Source organism: Chitinophagales bacterium (assembly GCA_017303835.1).
Lineage (GTDB): Bacteria > Bacteroidota > Bacteroidia > Chitinophagales > Chitinophagaceae > JAFLBI01.
The window spans coordinates 2,589,186-2,604,432 of sequence record JAFLBI010000001.1 but is presented as its reverse complement, the minus strand read 5'-3'; the positions used below and the strand labels follow the sequence as shown (position 1 = coordinate 2,604,432).

Here is a 15,247-nt window from a genome sequence, read left to right as displayed (position 1 = left end):
TATCCACCATGCCTGCCAATCAGCATTTTATGGGGTTTACCTGCACTATTTTTACAGCATGATGGAACAACTCGATCTATTTGGTAATGCGTACACGCCGGCACCCAAGCCTGCTGCACCCAAAAAGAAGGCGGCGAAAGCTGTGCCTCCTCCGGTTGAGCCATCTGTAGTGGCTGAGCCCAATCCGGAAGTATTCAATGATGGACGCATCAGCGTGAAGGTAAAAGCCAAGGTTGTTGCAGAATCTGTTACCACAAAACCAGCTGAACCAATACCAGCAAAAGAACCCAAACCTGCTGCAGCCAAAGGCAAGCGTGGGAGAAAATCACTAAAGGAACTGGATGCTGAGGTTGATTTGATTGATGTGCCCGATGATGCCACCCTACAACAAAAATTGTATTACTCTATAAGCGAAGTAGCAGGCTGGTTTCGTGTGAACACTTCGTTGATTCGTTATTGGGAAAACGAGTTTGATATTTTAAAGCCTAGAAAGAACAGAAAAGGCGATCGTCTCTTTCGCGTAGAAGATATCAAGAACCTACAACTGATTTATTATCTATTGCGCCAACGCAAATTTTCTATTGAAGGTGCACGCAATTATTTGAAGCAGCACAAGCAACAAGCCGATGCACAAATGCAGGTAGTAGCATCTTTAACAAAATTCCGTGCCTTTCTGCTGGAGTTGCGTGCTAACTTAGACGCATGAAGCAAGCCCTCTTATTGATCTTGACTGCAGTAGTATTTTCCTGCAGCACCCAACGCGCAGTTACCAAAGCTGATTTTACTGTTGTACCTGATTCTGCAGATAAAGTACTCAAAGGCATTATTACACGGGCCACTTTAGAAAATGATCCCGCATTTAGCTGGCTGAAATCCAATATGCAGTACGGCAGGCCAGACGATGCAGCCGTGCAGGCATTTCGCGAGAAAAAAGATCAGTTCTCGCTGGTGGTTTTTGTTGGCACTTGGTGCTTAGATACCAAAAACTTATTGCCTAAACTTTATCAACTCACCGATGCAAGCGGTTTTCCTTTAGAGAAAGTAAAGTTGATCGCAACAGATAGAAAAAAGCAAGCTGCCAATAATTTACACGAGCAGTATAAAGTCTATGCTGTGCCCGCGTTTCTTGTCATCAAACATGGAAAAGAAGTTGGGCGGGTTATTGAATACGGTGAAACCGGCGACCCGATAAAAGAATTGGGTGCGATTGTTGCCAAGCTTTAAGCCTGACGCACAACCACATCGGTGCTGGCAGCAGCTAATTCAATTTGCTGTTCATTTAACCACTGGATGATCTCCAAATTAATCTGCGCACGCAATTCGTTGAATGCTTCAACATTGTACTCCATAGATACCATATACTCAATGGTGAATACATGTGCATGCTTACCTGTATCCGATAAAAACACAACTTGTCCGTCGATACCTGGCTTTGCAAGTATTTGCTTCACAGCAGCAGTTAATGCAGTCAATTGTGCAGCACTGGCACTTAAGCCAATCTCCAGCTTCATTTCCGCTTTGCGTTGTGTACGCAAAGAAATATTGTCAACAATACTATCTACCATCTGCTTATTAGGCACAGAGATATAGGTTTTTTCTGTTGTACGAATACGTGTGCTGCGTAAACCAATTTTCTCGATGGTTCCAGTAAAGCCTTGCACTTTCACCAAATCGCCCGTAACAAAAGGTTTATCAAAGAAGATAATAAATGAAGCAATCAGGTTCTCTAAACTTTCTCTTGTTGCCAATGCAATGGCCGCACCCACAATGCTTAAGCCCGTAAGCAGATTGCCAATATCTTTATGAAATACAAAATGCAGAATGAGCAGGATGCCATTCAGCACGATCAGCACTTTTAGAAAATCCTTGAAGAAAACAATTAACTGATTATCCGTTTGATCAGCTGTTTTACTGGCTTTCTCTTCCAGAATCAAGGCAATGAATTCGATTAGGCGTAAACAAAGCCAGATAAATGTGCTGATGAGAATTAAATCGCCCAGACCACTCACCAGATTCTTCAGCGTTACTTTATAAATAGACACATCCAGTGCTGAGGGAAAACGTAGTTTCTCTACAGCAATTAAAGTGATAAACGTAATTAGAAATAATTCCAGTGGTTGCTTCACCAAATCCACAAAAGACATGCGTAATGTCTGTCTGCCTTTCTTGGAGACAAGCTTGAAAATCAATCCGGCAAAGTATTTGGAGATGATTCGCCTGATCAGGGCAATCATACCAATAGCCAGCAGCACCAGCAAATAACTGCGTACGGTGTTATTCCAAATCACCTGATTCAAAAAATCCTGCATAGCTCAATACTATTTTTTCCAATGATGCAATTGCACGTCCTGCCCATCAAAACTGGCATAGGTAAAATTCCGTATCCAATCGCCCAGATTGATATACCTGCTTCGTTCATTCAGCGCAAAATCAATCGGATAATGTCTGTGTCCGAAAATGAAATAGTTGTAATGTTCTTTCAACAATACTTCCTTACAGTAAATAATCAACCACTCTTTATCTGCACCTAAAAATTCCGCATCAGCTTCACCCGTTTTCTCCCGGCTTTTTCTGCTGAAATAATTGGCCAATCCAATACCCAAATTGGGATGCAGCCAACCAAAGAGCCACTGACAAAGTGGGTTTCGAAATATTTTCTTGATGAATTTGAAGCCATGATCACCGGGGCCCAAACCATCGCCATGGCCGATATAAAATCTTTTGCCATTCCACTCATATACTTTGGGCTCGTAGTGCACAGGTATATTCAACTCATGCTGAAAATAATCGCGCATCCACATATCGTGGTTGCCAACAAATACTTCCACGGGAATACCACTATCTGTTAACTCAGCTAACTTACCAAGCAAACGTGTAAACCCGCGAGGAATGGCTTTCTTGTATTCAAACCAAAAATCAAAAATGTCTCCAGCAATAATGATGCGGCCTGCATCGTGACGAACAGACTCCAAAAAAGCCACCACAGCTTTTTCTCTTTCCAGGCTGGCTGCAGCATTGGGTGCACCCAGATGAAAATCAGACAGGAGGTATAATTTCTTATTTGAACTAAACACTTGCAAGTATCAGGAATTGTTTTTGCGGAAAAGGTATTCCAGCACATCGCCGCTTTCAATTAAGGGGCGGCCTTCAACCGAAAGATTGTACCAGTAAATCCAGGCAGTGGATTCTGCACCATTGTAGACCACTTTGGTGATGGCCCTGCGATAATGCGGTTGTTCACCATCTTCAGCTTGCACCCCTTCATAATCATCCAACTGTGCAATAGCCCAGCCAAACTGATCTGCATTGGTGATATGATACAATTCTCCCTTAATCATGCATCCAGCATCGCTGGGAATGGCTGCAGGGTATTCGCCCATATCATACAAACAACCAGGCACCGATGCTTCTCCTACCAACGTGAAAAAATTGCTGATATACGCATATGCCGGATGCTTGAATCCGCTTCTTAAAGAACCATACACGAATAATTGATAACACTTATCTGGCATAACACCATAAAGATAAACCATTCCGACTCAGCGTTCTACGAGAAAACAAAATACTTCTTTGGGACCATGCACACCAACAACCAGTGTTTTCTCGATATCGGCAGTTCTGCTTGGCCCTGTTGCTAAACTAATCAGTGAGGGCAATTGCTGATGCTGATCTGCTGTTTGTAACAAAGCATCACCAATATCATCAACCAACTGATCTGTATACGCAATGCAAATATGTACGGGTGCATATACACTGGTGGTTCTGCCACTTGCAGATGCGCTACTCAGCAGCATACTGCCCGTTCTGGCTACTAATTGCTCGCATGATGTAATAGATGCATCACAATGATGCAGGTCATCTGTAGTGGCAGCTTGAAAGCCTTGGGCTGAAAGCATATCCACAATCTTTTGCTCACGGCAATACAAATGTTCCCAATGCCTGGCTTCCACCAATTGCTGCAGTTGAGCTGCCAACTCAGCTTCATTGGCACAGAAAGAAAATCGACCTTGTAATTTGGAAAAATTCTCTGCAAAGGCAATAGCCAGTTCTTCAGTAGATGCATGAAAGACTGCACGATCTACTGTTCTTGCAGGAAAGGGAACAGGCACTTGCTGTTGCAGTGCCTGTTGAATCCTATTTAAAATATTTTCTCTTGCAGACTGACTCATGCAACAGGTTGATCATTTTGTTCAGTTGTGGTATCAGCAGCTGGTGCAGGTTCTGTTGAAACTGTCTCAGTCGCTACTACTTCTGCTTCTTCTACTTCCAGCAATTTCTTCTCACCAAAAGGACGCTTACCAATCAGTTCTTCTACATCGCTCTGGTGCAAGACTTCTCTTTCCAACAGGGCTTTTGCCAGTTTCTCCACTTCTTCACGCTTCTCGCGCAGAAGCACCAGTGTTTGCTGATAAGCCAGGTCAATGATCTTGCGTACTTCTTCATCAATGATCTTACCTGTTTCCTCGCTGTAAGGCTTGGTGAATGTATTCTCAGCAGAAGGATCATAATAGCTCACATTGCCCACTTTGCTGTTCATACCATACACCGTTACCATGGCATAAGCAGTTCTGGTAATCTGCTGCAGATCATTAGACGCACCGGTAGAAATCTTACCGAAGAAAATTTCTTCAGCTGCACGTCCACCCAATGTCATACGAATCTGATCCATCAACTGCTCAATGGTATAGAGGTATTGTTCTTTCGGTGTATACTGTGCATAACCCAAAGCGGCTGTACCCCGTGGTACGATGGTTACTTTCAGCAAAGGATACGCATGCTCCAGGAACCAACCACAAATCGCATGGCCGGCTTCGTGATAAGCGATTACTTCCTTCTCTTCCGGCAGGATGATCTTATTCTTCTTCTCCAGACCACCAATCACACGATCAATCGCATCCTGGAAGTCTTTCATATCTACCGCTTCTTTGCCATTACGTGCGGCAATCAAAGCTGCTTCATTACACACGTTGGCAATATCTGCACCTGCAAAACCAGGTGTTTGTTCTGCCAGCTTATGAATATCAAGTTTCTCAGAAATTTTAATCGGTCCCAAATGCACTTTGAAAATCGCTTCGCGACCTTTCAGATCCGGACGATCGATAGTGATTTGTCTATCGAAACGACCCGGACGCAGCAGGGCTGAATCCAATACATCCGGACGGTTGGTAGCCGCCAGAATGATGATGCCTGCATCGCCTGCAAAACCATCCATCTCCACCAACAACTGGTTTAACGTATTTTCTCTTTCGTCGTTGCTCATGATGGCGTTACGACCACGTGCACGACCGATGGCATCAATTTCATCAATAAAGATCACGCAAGGTGCTTTCTCACGTGCCTGCTTGAACAGATCACGCACACGGCTTGCACCCACACCCACAAACATCTCCACAAAATCACTACCACTCAGGCTAAAGAAAGGCACTTGTGCTTCACCCGCCATGGCTTTAGCCAGCAAGGTTTTACCTGTACCCGGAGGACCTACCAACAGAGCACCCTTTGGAATCTTACCACCGAGTGAAGTATATTTTTTAGGATTTTTGAGGAAGTCAACAATTTCCATCACTTCCACCTTGGCTTCATCCAAACCGGCTACGTCCGCAAAAGTGATGTTCACCTTGGTGCCTTTTTCAAACAAGGTTGCTTTCGACTTACCAATATTGAAAATACCACCGGGGCCGCCGCCACCTGCAGGTCCACCCATTTTACGCATGAGTAGAATCCAGGCAAATACAATCACCAGTAAACTCACTACTGTGTTCAACACAGGACCAAACCACTCGGCTTCGCTAACTGTGTTCTCAGGAACTTCAGCAAGATTATTGGCTTTGTAAAACTCGCGTAGGTCTTCTTTGAAGCTACGCCAGTCAGTTACATTAAACTCGAACAAAGGCATGCCCTTCACTTTTTCACGGGGCAATACTTTACCAAACTTCTTTACATAGAACTCTTTACCCAGCGCATCAGGCTTTACATAGATGCGTACCAGGTCTTTGTTTTTAACGAGATCCAGTTTCTCAACATCGCCTGCAACCAGCATTTGCTGCTTGAATTCCTGTTCAGATACACGTACCAGGTCTGGTGAGAAGCGCATGAACTGCGCACCCAGTAAGGTCAGTGCAATCAGACCATAGATCCAGTAGATATTGAAACGGGGCGTTTTACGCTGTCCGTCGCCGCCGCCCTTATTGTCTTGAAAATTGAATCGCTGATTTCTTTCATCTTGTGGCATAACACATTCTCCCTCTTAGTTGTATTGATCGCTTGTTTGCTTATAAGTTATGTTCTTGTAAATCGGCATCGCTCCACATCTCCTCGAGTTTGTAGAACTTACGTGATTCCGGGTGCATCACATGCACGACAATGTTCACGTAATCCAGTAAAACCCATTGCATACCCTTGTAACCTTCCTGTCTGTAAGGCGCTTCTGCGCATTCCAGCCGCATCTGATTGTCTACATGATCGATGATGGCTTTGATTTGGGTTGTGCTGGTTGCTTCGCAGACAATAAAGAAATCTGCTGCTGCTTCCGCCACTTTACGCAGGTCTAAACTGACGATGTGCTCGCCCTTTTTATCCTGAATGGCCCTGATAATGGTCTTGAACACTTTAGAATTCCGGTTGATCCGGAGCACGGTACCCTTCTTACGCAGATTCGAAACAGATAGTGTTGCCAATAATGAATGCTGTTTTTAAGTTATCAATCGCTCTTTTCCTGGTTAGCTGTCTTATTCAAGACAAGCACTACTAAGCTAACGCGGCTTCACCTAAATTCGTTCAAAAATAGTGATTCTTTGTCAGCCCCAACCAACCCTAATCCCCTCGGAACACCGTTCATAGAATTGGCTGCTACTACGAGTACCAATAGTTATGCCATGTTTCAGGTGAAAGCCAATACGGCTGCCCATGGAACGGCCTTTTTTGCCCATGCACAAACTGCAGGCAGGGGCCAGATGGGCAAGGTTTGGCGCACGGCGGAAGGGCAAAACATCATTTTATCACTGGTAGCCGATACCAGCCATTGGGGAATGCACCAACAATTCGGGCTAAGTATGGCTGTTGCCTTGGGTGTGTATGATTTTTTCAGCAAGTATGCAGGTGATGAAAGTTCTGTTAAATGGCCCAATGATTTGTATTGGCGTGACAGAAAGGCAGGTGGTATCCTCATCGAATCGGTGATTGGCAGCAACACATTCGGCGAGCCGGTCTGGAAATGGGCGATTATCGGCATTGGTATCAATATCAACCAAACCCTGTTTCCGCCTGAACTCATTAATCCGGTATCCCTTAAACAAATCACCGGCAGACAAATGGATACATTAGCATTGGCTAAAGAGCTCTGCGCTTGTCTGGAAACACGCTACCAGCAAATGCTACATAAAGGCCTTACGCCCATTTTGAGTGATTATAACGCCATTCTCTACAAAAAAGGGCAGGTTATCCGCCTTCGCAAGAACAATGCAGCCTTCAGCTGTACCGTGCTTGGGGTGAATGAAGAAGGTCAGCTACTTGTTGATGGTGCCATGCAACCGGCTTTCAACCATGGTGAAGCAGAATGGGTGATTATGTAGCCCTTCGTCAACAGAATTTCTGCAGCCCGGATAATTCAGGCAACTTTGCGCCCTTACACAACCACATGACCTGGAAGGAAAGAATCATTCTGTTTTTATTAGCCAGCATCAACTTCACCCATATCCTGGATTTTATGGTGATGATGCCCCTCGGCAACAAACTCATGCCCTATTTTCATATCACACCCCAACAATTCAGCATTATTGTAGCATCATACAGTATTAGTGCTTTTGTAAGCGGATTGATTGGAATGTTTTTCGTAGATCGTTTCGATAGAAAAAAAGTATTGCTTTTCGGTTATACCGGATTCATCATTGGTACCATTTTCTGCGGCATTGCACCCACACATTATTTGTTGTTAGGTAGCAGAATCGTTGCAGGTTTGTTTGGCGGACTCATTGGCGCACAGGTATTGAGCATTGTTGCAGATACATTTCCCTACGAAAGACGCGGACAAGCCATGGGCTTTTTGTTTACGGCTTTTTCAGTGGCTTCTATTGTAGGTGTGCCCCTCTCACTTTTCTTAGCAGATACGTTCAGTTGGCATGCGCCTTTCTTTTTCATTGGTGCTTTGGGCATCATCATCATTCCATCCATTGCACGTTTCATGCAACCCATGACCGAGCATTTATTGGCTGAAAAGGAAAAGCCCATGCAGATACTGCGCAATATTCTTGGCAGTAAAATCAATTTGACGGCTTTTACTTTGTCGGCTACTTTAATGTTGGGACACTTTGTGATCATTCCATTTTTAAATCCATTCATGGAGTTCAATGTGGGCTTTAATGAATGGCAAAGACAACTGGTGTACATGGTGGGCGGCACCGTCACCATTTTCTCTGCGCCCATGGCCGGTAAGCTTTCTGATAAATACGGCAAGCACAAGGTCTTTACCATTTTTGCTTTGCTGAGTGTGATACCGATTTTCCTCATCACCAATATGCCCCGCATTCCTTATTACTATGTATTAGTGGTAACAGGTATTTGGTTTTTACTCAGCAGTGGCCGAAACATTCCTGCACAAGCGATTGTAAGCAATGTAGTACCACCGCACCAACGCGGCAGCTTCCAAAGTTTCAATAGTTGTATCACACAAGCGTTTACAGGTTTAGCTACTTTGCTTGCAGGTGTGGTTGTTACCAAAGCACCTGACGGACAATTGGAACATTATCCCATTGTGGGATTCATTAGTGTGGCAGTTGTGATACTGGCTACCTTTGTGGCGGCACGCATTCCCAAACAAGCATAAGATGAGCACTGAATACAAACTCACCCAATATTCGCACGGCGCAGGCTGTGGTTGCAAGATTGCACCTGCTGTGCTGGAAACCATTTTGCATAGCGATCTACCTGCAGGCGATTTTCCATCACTATTGGTGGGCAACAGCAGCAAAGATGATGCAGCAGTCTATGATTTGGGGAATGGTCAGGCGCTCATCAGCACCACGGATTTCTTCATGCCGATTGTGGATGATGCTTTTGATTTTGGTCGCATTGCTGCAGCCAATGCCATCAGCGATGTGTATGCCATGGGCGGCACACCCACTTTAGCGATTGCGATTCTCGGCTGGCCTGTAGAACAATTACCAGCCAATTTGGCGAAAGCAGTTTTGGAAGGTGCACGTAGCATTTGCGCAGAAGCGAATATTCCTTTGGCAGGCGGACATAGTATTGATAGCAAGGAACCCATTTTTGGTTTATCCGTAAACGGATTAGTCGCTACGCATGCACTGAAACAAAACAACACTGCAAAAGAAGATGATGTGTTACTCATGACCAAACCACTCGGCGTGGGCATCCTCAGCACAGCGATGAAGCGTGGTGTGTTGGCAGCTGAACACCAAACAGCATTGATACAACAACTCACAACACTCAATAAGATTGGCGCACAATTAGGACAAATTGAAGGTGTGCATGCCATGACGGATATTACCGGCTTTGGTTTATTGGGCCATTGCATGGAAATGGCTGAGGGCAGCGGATTGGGCGCTGAACTGCATTATCAGCAAATACCCATTCTTGAATCTGCGAGAACTTATTTAAAAGATAGAATTGTACCCGATGCCACTTACCGCAACTGGAATAGTTATAATGCACAAACCGGTTTTGGTGCAGGCGTGAATGTGATGGAAGCATTCAGCATTTTACCCGATCCACAAACCAATGGCGGCTTATTGATTGCGGTTGCACCAACTGCTTTGGCTGAAGTACAAGCCATCTTTCAAGCAAATAATTTGGCTGCATTTACCCAGCCGATTGGTCGCATGACTGCTGCGGGAGTGAAAAGAGTGATGGTGATTTAATTCTTCAAAATAAAAATCACCGAAGCAGGTTTACCTGTTTTGGGATGCATAGGTTCCTGCATGGATTGAATTCGATAGCCGCAATGAATGAATAAAGCCAACCAATCTTCCAGTGTTCTGAAGTACCAAGGATGTGCATCTTTGAAATCGCTGGAGAAGCCGGCCCAGCTGCCTTCTCGCCAGCCACTTTGGTAAGGCAAATCACCACAAGCCACAACTGGATGCAATGTTTGAATCACCAAATAACCACCTTCTGTAATATGCTTGCGCAGGGTTTGTAATAAGTCACGCACCAATTCATCACCAAACAAAGCAAAATTGATGGCAATCAAATCGTATTGTGCATCATGTAATGCACCTGCAATAATATCCTGATAACTAGCTACTGTGTAATCAATAGCTGTCGATAAATTCTTTGCTGCATCAATCAACGCAGGAATCGCATCCACACCTTTGATATTGGCTTGTGGCAGTTCAGCTTTCAAAGCACGACTCAACCACCCTTCGCCACAACCTAAGTCCAATACAGAAGCAGGTTGCAATTGGGTAATGGCTTTCACAATTGCTGCATTCGTTACCAATTGCCTGCTTTCAATGGCTTTATCCGCAATGGCTTTGCTCCATGGTGCAGCATTCACCTGCCAGCTATCGAGTATGGATTGTTCTGTTTGCATTATTTCACTAAAGCATCAATACGCTTGGCCAATGTTCTGTCCAGATCTGTTACCACATTGCCAGCATCATGTGTGCTCAACCAGATCTCCACTTTGTTCCACACATTGGTCCACAAAGGATGGTGATTCAATTTCTCTGCCTCAATCGCCACGCGGGTCATGAAAGCAAATGCTTCAGAGAAATCGGCAAATTCAAATTTTCGATATAGTGTATTGTTGACTTCGGACCACATAATTCAATGATTGAATGAGTGAATGAGTTAATGATAGAGTGAATGGATGTTAGAATGATTGAATGGTAGAGTGAAATTAGGCAATGCTGTGCAACAGTGTACACCTAGATCAAAACACCATATTCCCCTTGTTGCGGATCATTTCGTTGGTGAGCTCGGTAACCATCTGAATGCCTTGCAGGCTTTTTACAGATTGAATGATCCAACCACAGCGTTCATCATCCACCCAATCGCCCTTCATGAGCCATAGAAAATCCATATGCCTGAACTCGGGCAGTAAGTATTCTCCATCGCAATGGTTGTGGTACAGATAATGCGTAAGAAAACTGTTCTTCTCCTTGGATTCGTAAATAGAGAAATAATAGCGGCGGTCTTTCTTGCGTAAGTGAATCTCAATCTCCGGATTCATCCGAAACTGAAAGCCCAGCAGTTTGTTCACCTGCAGGCAGAACTGGTAATTCTTCATAGAACCCATAATACCTAAGAGGCGGGTTTCTTCAAAAAAATCCTCGTTCAGTTCTTCAATATCCAGAATCAGCTTAGACGTGGCCATACTAGAATTCAACGTCGAATTCCAGCTCTTCATTGCCTCGCTTCACTTTTAATTTTGTCTTATCGCCTTTTTTGAACTTAGACAAGCTCTGCATATAGCTCTGCACATCCACAAACTTGTAATCGCCCAACTGCATCAACACATCACCTGCTTTCAGGCCCAGCTTATCCGCCAACTTACCGGGACTCGCACCATCAATGCGCATACCCGTGCCGCTATAGCCGTAATCGGGCACCACGCCCAAACTCACCGTAAATCGGGTGGCACGGCCCATTTGTGGTTCTGCTGTTTTGGTAAAAGCTAATTTACCTTTATCATCTGCTTTGGCAATCACTTCATACACCAATCGTACAATGTCTTTTTGTCCGTCGTAATTGATCTTATCCCAATCATCGGTGGCTTTATGGTAATCGCTATGACTGCCGGTAAACAGGAAAAGCACCGGAATATCTTTTCTATAGAAAGACGCATGATCACTTGGTCCGCTGCCCGTGCTGTCAAACTTCACCAATAAAGGCGTGCTGATAGAAGAGAATAATTGTCCCCACAAAGGCGAAGTACCATAACCACCAATCACCAATTTGCGGGCAGTATCGTAACGGCCCACCATATCCATATTAATCATGTAATTGGGTGTGATGGTGGCTGTAGGTTTTTCCAACCAATACTTAGAACCAAACAGGCCTAACTCTTCACCAGAGAAATGCATGAAGAGGTAATTGTTGTTCTTAGGACTTGATTGCTTCAGCAGTTTGGCCAGTTCCAGCAAAGCTGCTGTACCGCTGGCATTATCATCTGCACCATTGTGCACCACAGCACCCGCTTGCGGATCTGTCTGGTTGCCATCTTCACCAAAACCCAGGTGATCATAATGCGCACCAAGAATCACGGTATTGGGTGCGCCATTATCGATGAATGCAATCACATTATGCCCATTGCGCTTTTTCTCTTCCAACTTCACGGCAATATCCAATTGTAAAGTGCTGGTTTGATCAGTGAAATATTTTTTACTACCCGCTTTGGTTACATACAGCACCGGAATGCTGGTTGCAGCTGATTTATCATTCTTATTGAATTGAATATTGTCCACCTGCTCACCTGAATTCCAAAGAATCAAGGCCAAAGCACCACGCGAAGCAGCACGCTGCGCTTCTTTTTTGATGGCTTCTTCTATATCAAAATGCGGATTATTCTTATTCTCCTCCAACCAATCCCGCACATCTTTAAACCAAGGATGGTCTTTTTCATTCAGCGATACAGCGGCTGAACTCTGCACTGCACCTGCACCACTATACGCCAATGGAAAAAACTCAGTTGTCAGCTGCATAGCCTGACCATTTACCACCAATTTGGTAGGTGCCACTGCTTGTTTGCCCTCATTGATCTCAAAAGTTTGCACATAACCATCGCTGCCCTTGGGTGCAATGCCCATTTGCTGGTACTGTTGCACGAGGTATTGCATGGCCATTTCCTCACCCTTGGTGCCTGTGCGGCGACCTTCGAGCTTATCATCAGCCAGATACTGTACGTGGGTTTTCAGTCCGGCAACAATAGCCGCACTTTGCTTGGCCGCTTCGCGGGCTTTTTTACGTTTACTCTGGGCGATAGTCAGGACGGGGATGAGCAGCAGGATGAGCACTAATTTCTTCATAACGGTTGCTTAGCGGCTACAAATGTAGCAAGCTGCCCCGCATTACGGTAATGGGAAGGTAAAATTGCGGCAGATTCGTTTCCCAATCTCGTAAGTAAGCGCTAGAGGGTGCGGTTACATTTGCAGACTTTGATGGCAGCTTCCAAACCGGTACATATCGCCCTCGTGGGTAATCCCAATAGTGGAAAGACATCCCTATTCAATGCCCTCACCGGTTTGAACCAGAAAGTGGGCAATTTCCCCGGCGTTACGGTTGATAAGAAGACAGGCGGACTTGATTTTGAAGATGGGGAACAAGCTGTCTTGATTGATTTACCCGGTACTTACAGTTTATATCCGCGCCGCGGCGATGAGTGGGTAGCTTATAAAGTGATGATGGATGCCGACACCGAGATTCATGCTGATGCAGTGATTCTTGTGGCCGATGCCAGCAACCTGAAACGCAACCTGCTCTTCTGTAGCCAGATCATTGATTTGAAAGTGCCTGTTGTGGTGGCCCTCACCATGAATGATATTGCCCAGCAAAAAGGCATCAAGATTGACTTGATTGGTCTGCAGGCCGAATTGGGTGTGCCCGTGATTCCGGTAAACCCACGCAAGAACAAAGGCTTGGCTGCATTGAAAAAAGCGGTGCAACAAATTAGCACAGAACAATACAAAGCACCTTCGCGCGATTTTATTGATGCCAAAGCATTGGCACCTGCGGCTGTGACCGGCATGCAGAAATTATTTCCCAAGCTGAGTGAATATGCTTCTTTGCATTACCTCATCAACCACGAAAATTTTCCGCTGGCTGAACGCGAACAGAGTCTGATTGAAAAACTGGAAGAAGCCCATCAGTTTAGTCCGTCTAAAGTACAGGCCGAAGAAGTGATGCAGCGTTATTCGCGCATCAGACAGATCATGCAGAAGAATGTGGTTGAGCCTGATCCGCTTGAGAAGAAACTGTTTACAGATAAGCTCGATAATATTTTATTACACCGTACCTGGGGTTATTTGATCTTATTGGGTGTGTTGTTTTTATTGTTCCAAAGTATTTTCTGGTTGGCCAGTTATCCCATGGATGGAATTGAGTGGGCTTTCCAACAAGTGAGTACTGCATTGGGCAACACTTTACCTACTGCTTGGTGGAGCGATTTATTGATCAACGGATTGGTGGCGGGTTTAAGTGGTATTCTGGTGTTTGTACCACAGATCATGATCTTGTTTGGCTTAATTACCTTGTTAGAAGACACTGGCTATATGGCACGTATCAGTTTTCTGAGTGATAAGTTGATGCGCAAAGTGGGTTTGAATGGCAAGAGTGTGATGCCTATGATCAGTGGATTTGCCTGTGCCGTGCCGGCCATCATGAGTGCGCGCAATATTGAGAACAGAAAAGAAAGATTGCTCACCATTCTCATCACCCCATTGATGAGTTGCAGTGCACGTTTGCCCGTTTTCACCATTTTGATTTCGTTAGTGATTGACGACCATTATTATTTTGGTTTCCTGAGTTTACAGGGACTGGTGATGATGGGCCTGTATTTGTTGGGTTTGGTAATGGCGCTGGTTGTGAGTTATATCGCCAAGTTTTTCATCAAGATTCAGGAGAAGAGTTTCTTCATTCTCGAACTGCCTATTTATCGTGCACCACGTTGGAAGAATGCCGCTATTACTATGGTAGAGAAAGCACGAATTTTTGTGTTTGATGCCGGTAAGGTGATTATGTTGATCAGTTTGTTGTTGTGGTTCCTTAGTAGTTACGGACCGGGCGATAAAATGGAAAAAGTCGAAAGCAAGTATGCAGCCATGATTGCTGATGCGCCTGCACAAGCAGATTCTTTGAATAAAGTACAATCAGCTGAGCAGTTGAAATATTCTTACGCAGGTATATTAGGTCAGGCAATTGAGCCGGCAATTCGTCCGCTGGGCTATGATTGGAAGATTGGCATTGCATTAATTACTTCATTTGCTGCAAGAGAAGTATTTGTTGGCACGATGGCTACCCTCTATAGTGTGGAAGAAGATGATGATACCTCACTGCGTGAAAAATTACAATCTGCTACCTACTCTGATGGTAGCAAAGTATATACACTGGCAACAGGTTTATCCCTGATGGTCTTTTATGTATTGGCCATGCAATGTATGAGTACGCTGGCCGTGGTAAAAAGAGAAACCAGGTCCTGGAAATGGCCGGTGATTCAATTGGTGTACATGACCGTGCTGGCTTATGTATTGAGCTGGGGCACTTATGTCTTATTTAGTTGATTACACGGATT

16 protein-coding genes are annotated in these 15,247 nt (G+C 44.7%); 6 read left to right on the top strand and 10 right to left on the bottom strand.

Features of this window, described 5'->3' with window-relative positions; translation table 11 throughout:
* Positions 1-61: 61 nt before the first annotated feature.
* The gene (locus tag J0L83_11785; protein ID MBN8665251.1) at positions 62-706 is read left to right on the top strand and encodes a MerR family transcriptional regulator; all 645 of its coding nucleotides are present in this window, start codon (positions 62-64) and stop codon (positions 704-706) included.
* Positions 703-1,224, top strand: a complete 522-nt coding sequence (locus J0L83_11780; protein MBN8665250.1) for a thioredoxin family protein — start codon at positions 703-705, stop codon at positions 1,222-1,224. Before J0L83_11785 ends, J0L83_11780 begins: the two co-directional genes overlap by 4 nt.
* On the opposite strand, the gene J0L83_11775 is transcribed toward J0L83_11780, so the two are convergent.
* From J0L83_11775 to rsfS, 6 genes are read right to left on the bottom strand one after another with little or no spacing between them, the layout of a single operon-like run.
* Entirely contained in the window at positions 1,221-2,309 is a 1,089-nt protein-coding gene (locus tag J0L83_11775; protein MBN8665249.1) for a mechanosensitive ion channel, read from the bottom strand. The genes J0L83_11780 and J0L83_11775 overlap by 4 nt on opposite strands.
* A 9-nt stretch (positions 2,310-2,318) precedes the next feature.
* Complete coding sequence (locus J0L83_11770; protein MBN8665248.1) at positions 2,319-3,074, bottom strand: UDP-2,3-diacylglucosamine diphosphatase; 756 nt, start codon at positions 3,072-3,074, stop codon at positions 2,319-2,321.
* A 9-nt stretch (positions 3,075-3,083) separates the two neighbouring features.
* Positions 3,084-3,512, bottom strand: coding sequence for a gamma-glutamylcyclotransferase (locus J0L83_11765; protein ID MBN8665247.1), 429 nt, complete (start codon positions 3,510-3,512; stop codon positions 3,084-3,086).
* 27 nt (positions 3,513-3,539) lie between these two features.
* Entirely contained in the window at positions 3,540-4,169 is a 630-nt protein-coding gene (locus tag J0L83_11760; protein ID MBN8665246.1) for an LUD domain-containing protein, read from the bottom strand.
* Positions 4,166-6,232, bottom strand: coding sequence for an ATP-dependent zinc metalloprotease FtsH (ftsH, locus tag J0L83_11755; protein MBN8665245.1), 2,067 nt, complete (start codon positions 6,230-6,232; stop codon positions 4,166-4,168). Before ftsH ends, J0L83_11760 begins: the two co-directional genes overlap by 4 nt.
* 40 nt (positions 6,233-6,272) lie before the next feature.
* Entirely contained in the window at positions 6,273-6,677 is a 405-nt protein-coding gene (gene rsfS, locus J0L83_11750; GenBank protein MBN8665244.1) for a ribosome silencing factor, read from the bottom strand.
* A gap of 6 nt (positions 6,678-6,683) precedes the next feature.
* Here rsfS and J0L83_11745 point away from each other — a divergent pair, with 6 nt between their 5' ends.
* From J0L83_11745 to selD, 3 genes are all read left to right on the top strand, one after another.
* Positions 6,684-7,571 carry a biotin--[acetyl-CoA-carboxylase] ligase gene (locus J0L83_11745; GenBank protein ID MBN8665243.1) on the top strand — a complete coding sequence of 296 codons (888 nt, stop codon included), beginning with the start codon at positions 6,684-6,686 and terminating at the stop codon, positions 7,569-7,571.
* A gap of 65 nt (positions 7,572-7,636) precedes the next feature.
* Positions 7,637-8,821, top strand: coding sequence for an MFS transporter (locus J0L83_11740; GenBank protein MBN8665242.1), 1,185 nt, complete (start codon positions 7,637-7,639; stop codon positions 8,819-8,821).
* Position 8,822: 1 nt separating this feature from the next.
* Entirely contained in the window at positions 8,823-9,875 is a 1,053-nt protein-coding gene (gene selD, locus J0L83_11735) for a selenide, water dikinase SelD (GenBank protein MBN8665241.1), read from the top strand.
* Here the strand turns inward: selD and J0L83_11730 are convergent.
* The 4 genes from J0L83_11730 to J0L83_11715 form a co-directional block, all read right to left on the bottom strand.
* The gene (locus J0L83_11730) at positions 9,872-10,549 is read right to left on the bottom strand and encodes a class I SAM-dependent methyltransferase (protein ID MBN8665240.1); all 678 of its coding nucleotides are present in this window, start codon (positions 10,547-10,549) and stop codon (positions 9,872-9,874) included. The two genes, selD and J0L83_11730, sit on opposite strands and share 4 nt — an antisense overlap.
* Positions 10,549-10,782, bottom strand: a complete 234-nt coding sequence (locus J0L83_11725; GenBank protein MBN8665239.1) for a 4a-hydroxytetrahydrobiopterin dehydratase — start codon at positions 10,780-10,782, stop codon at positions 10,549-10,551. Before J0L83_11725 ends, J0L83_11730 begins: the two co-directional genes overlap by 1 nt.
* A gap of 109 nt (positions 10,783-10,891) precedes the next feature.
* A complete protein-coding gene (locus tag J0L83_11720) occupies positions 10,892-11,335 on the bottom strand; it encodes an IPExxxVDY family protein (protein ID MBN8665238.1) in 444 nt (147 codons plus the stop codon).
* A 1-nt stretch (position 11,336) separates the two neighbouring features.
* Positions 11,337-12,986, bottom strand: coding sequence for a M28 family peptidase (locus tag J0L83_11715; GenBank protein ID MBN8665237.1), 1,650 nt, complete (start codon positions 12,984-12,986; stop codon positions 11,337-11,339).
* 132 nt (positions 12,987-13,118) lie between these two features.
* Here J0L83_11715 and feoB point away from each other — a divergent pair, with 132 nt between their 5' ends.
* A complete protein-coding gene (feoB, locus tag J0L83_11710; GenBank protein MBN8665236.1) occupies positions 13,119-15,236 on the top strand; it encodes a ferrous iron transport protein B in 2,118 nt (705 codons plus the stop codon).
* The last annotated feature ends 11 nt before the right edge of the window (positions 15,237-15,247 follow it).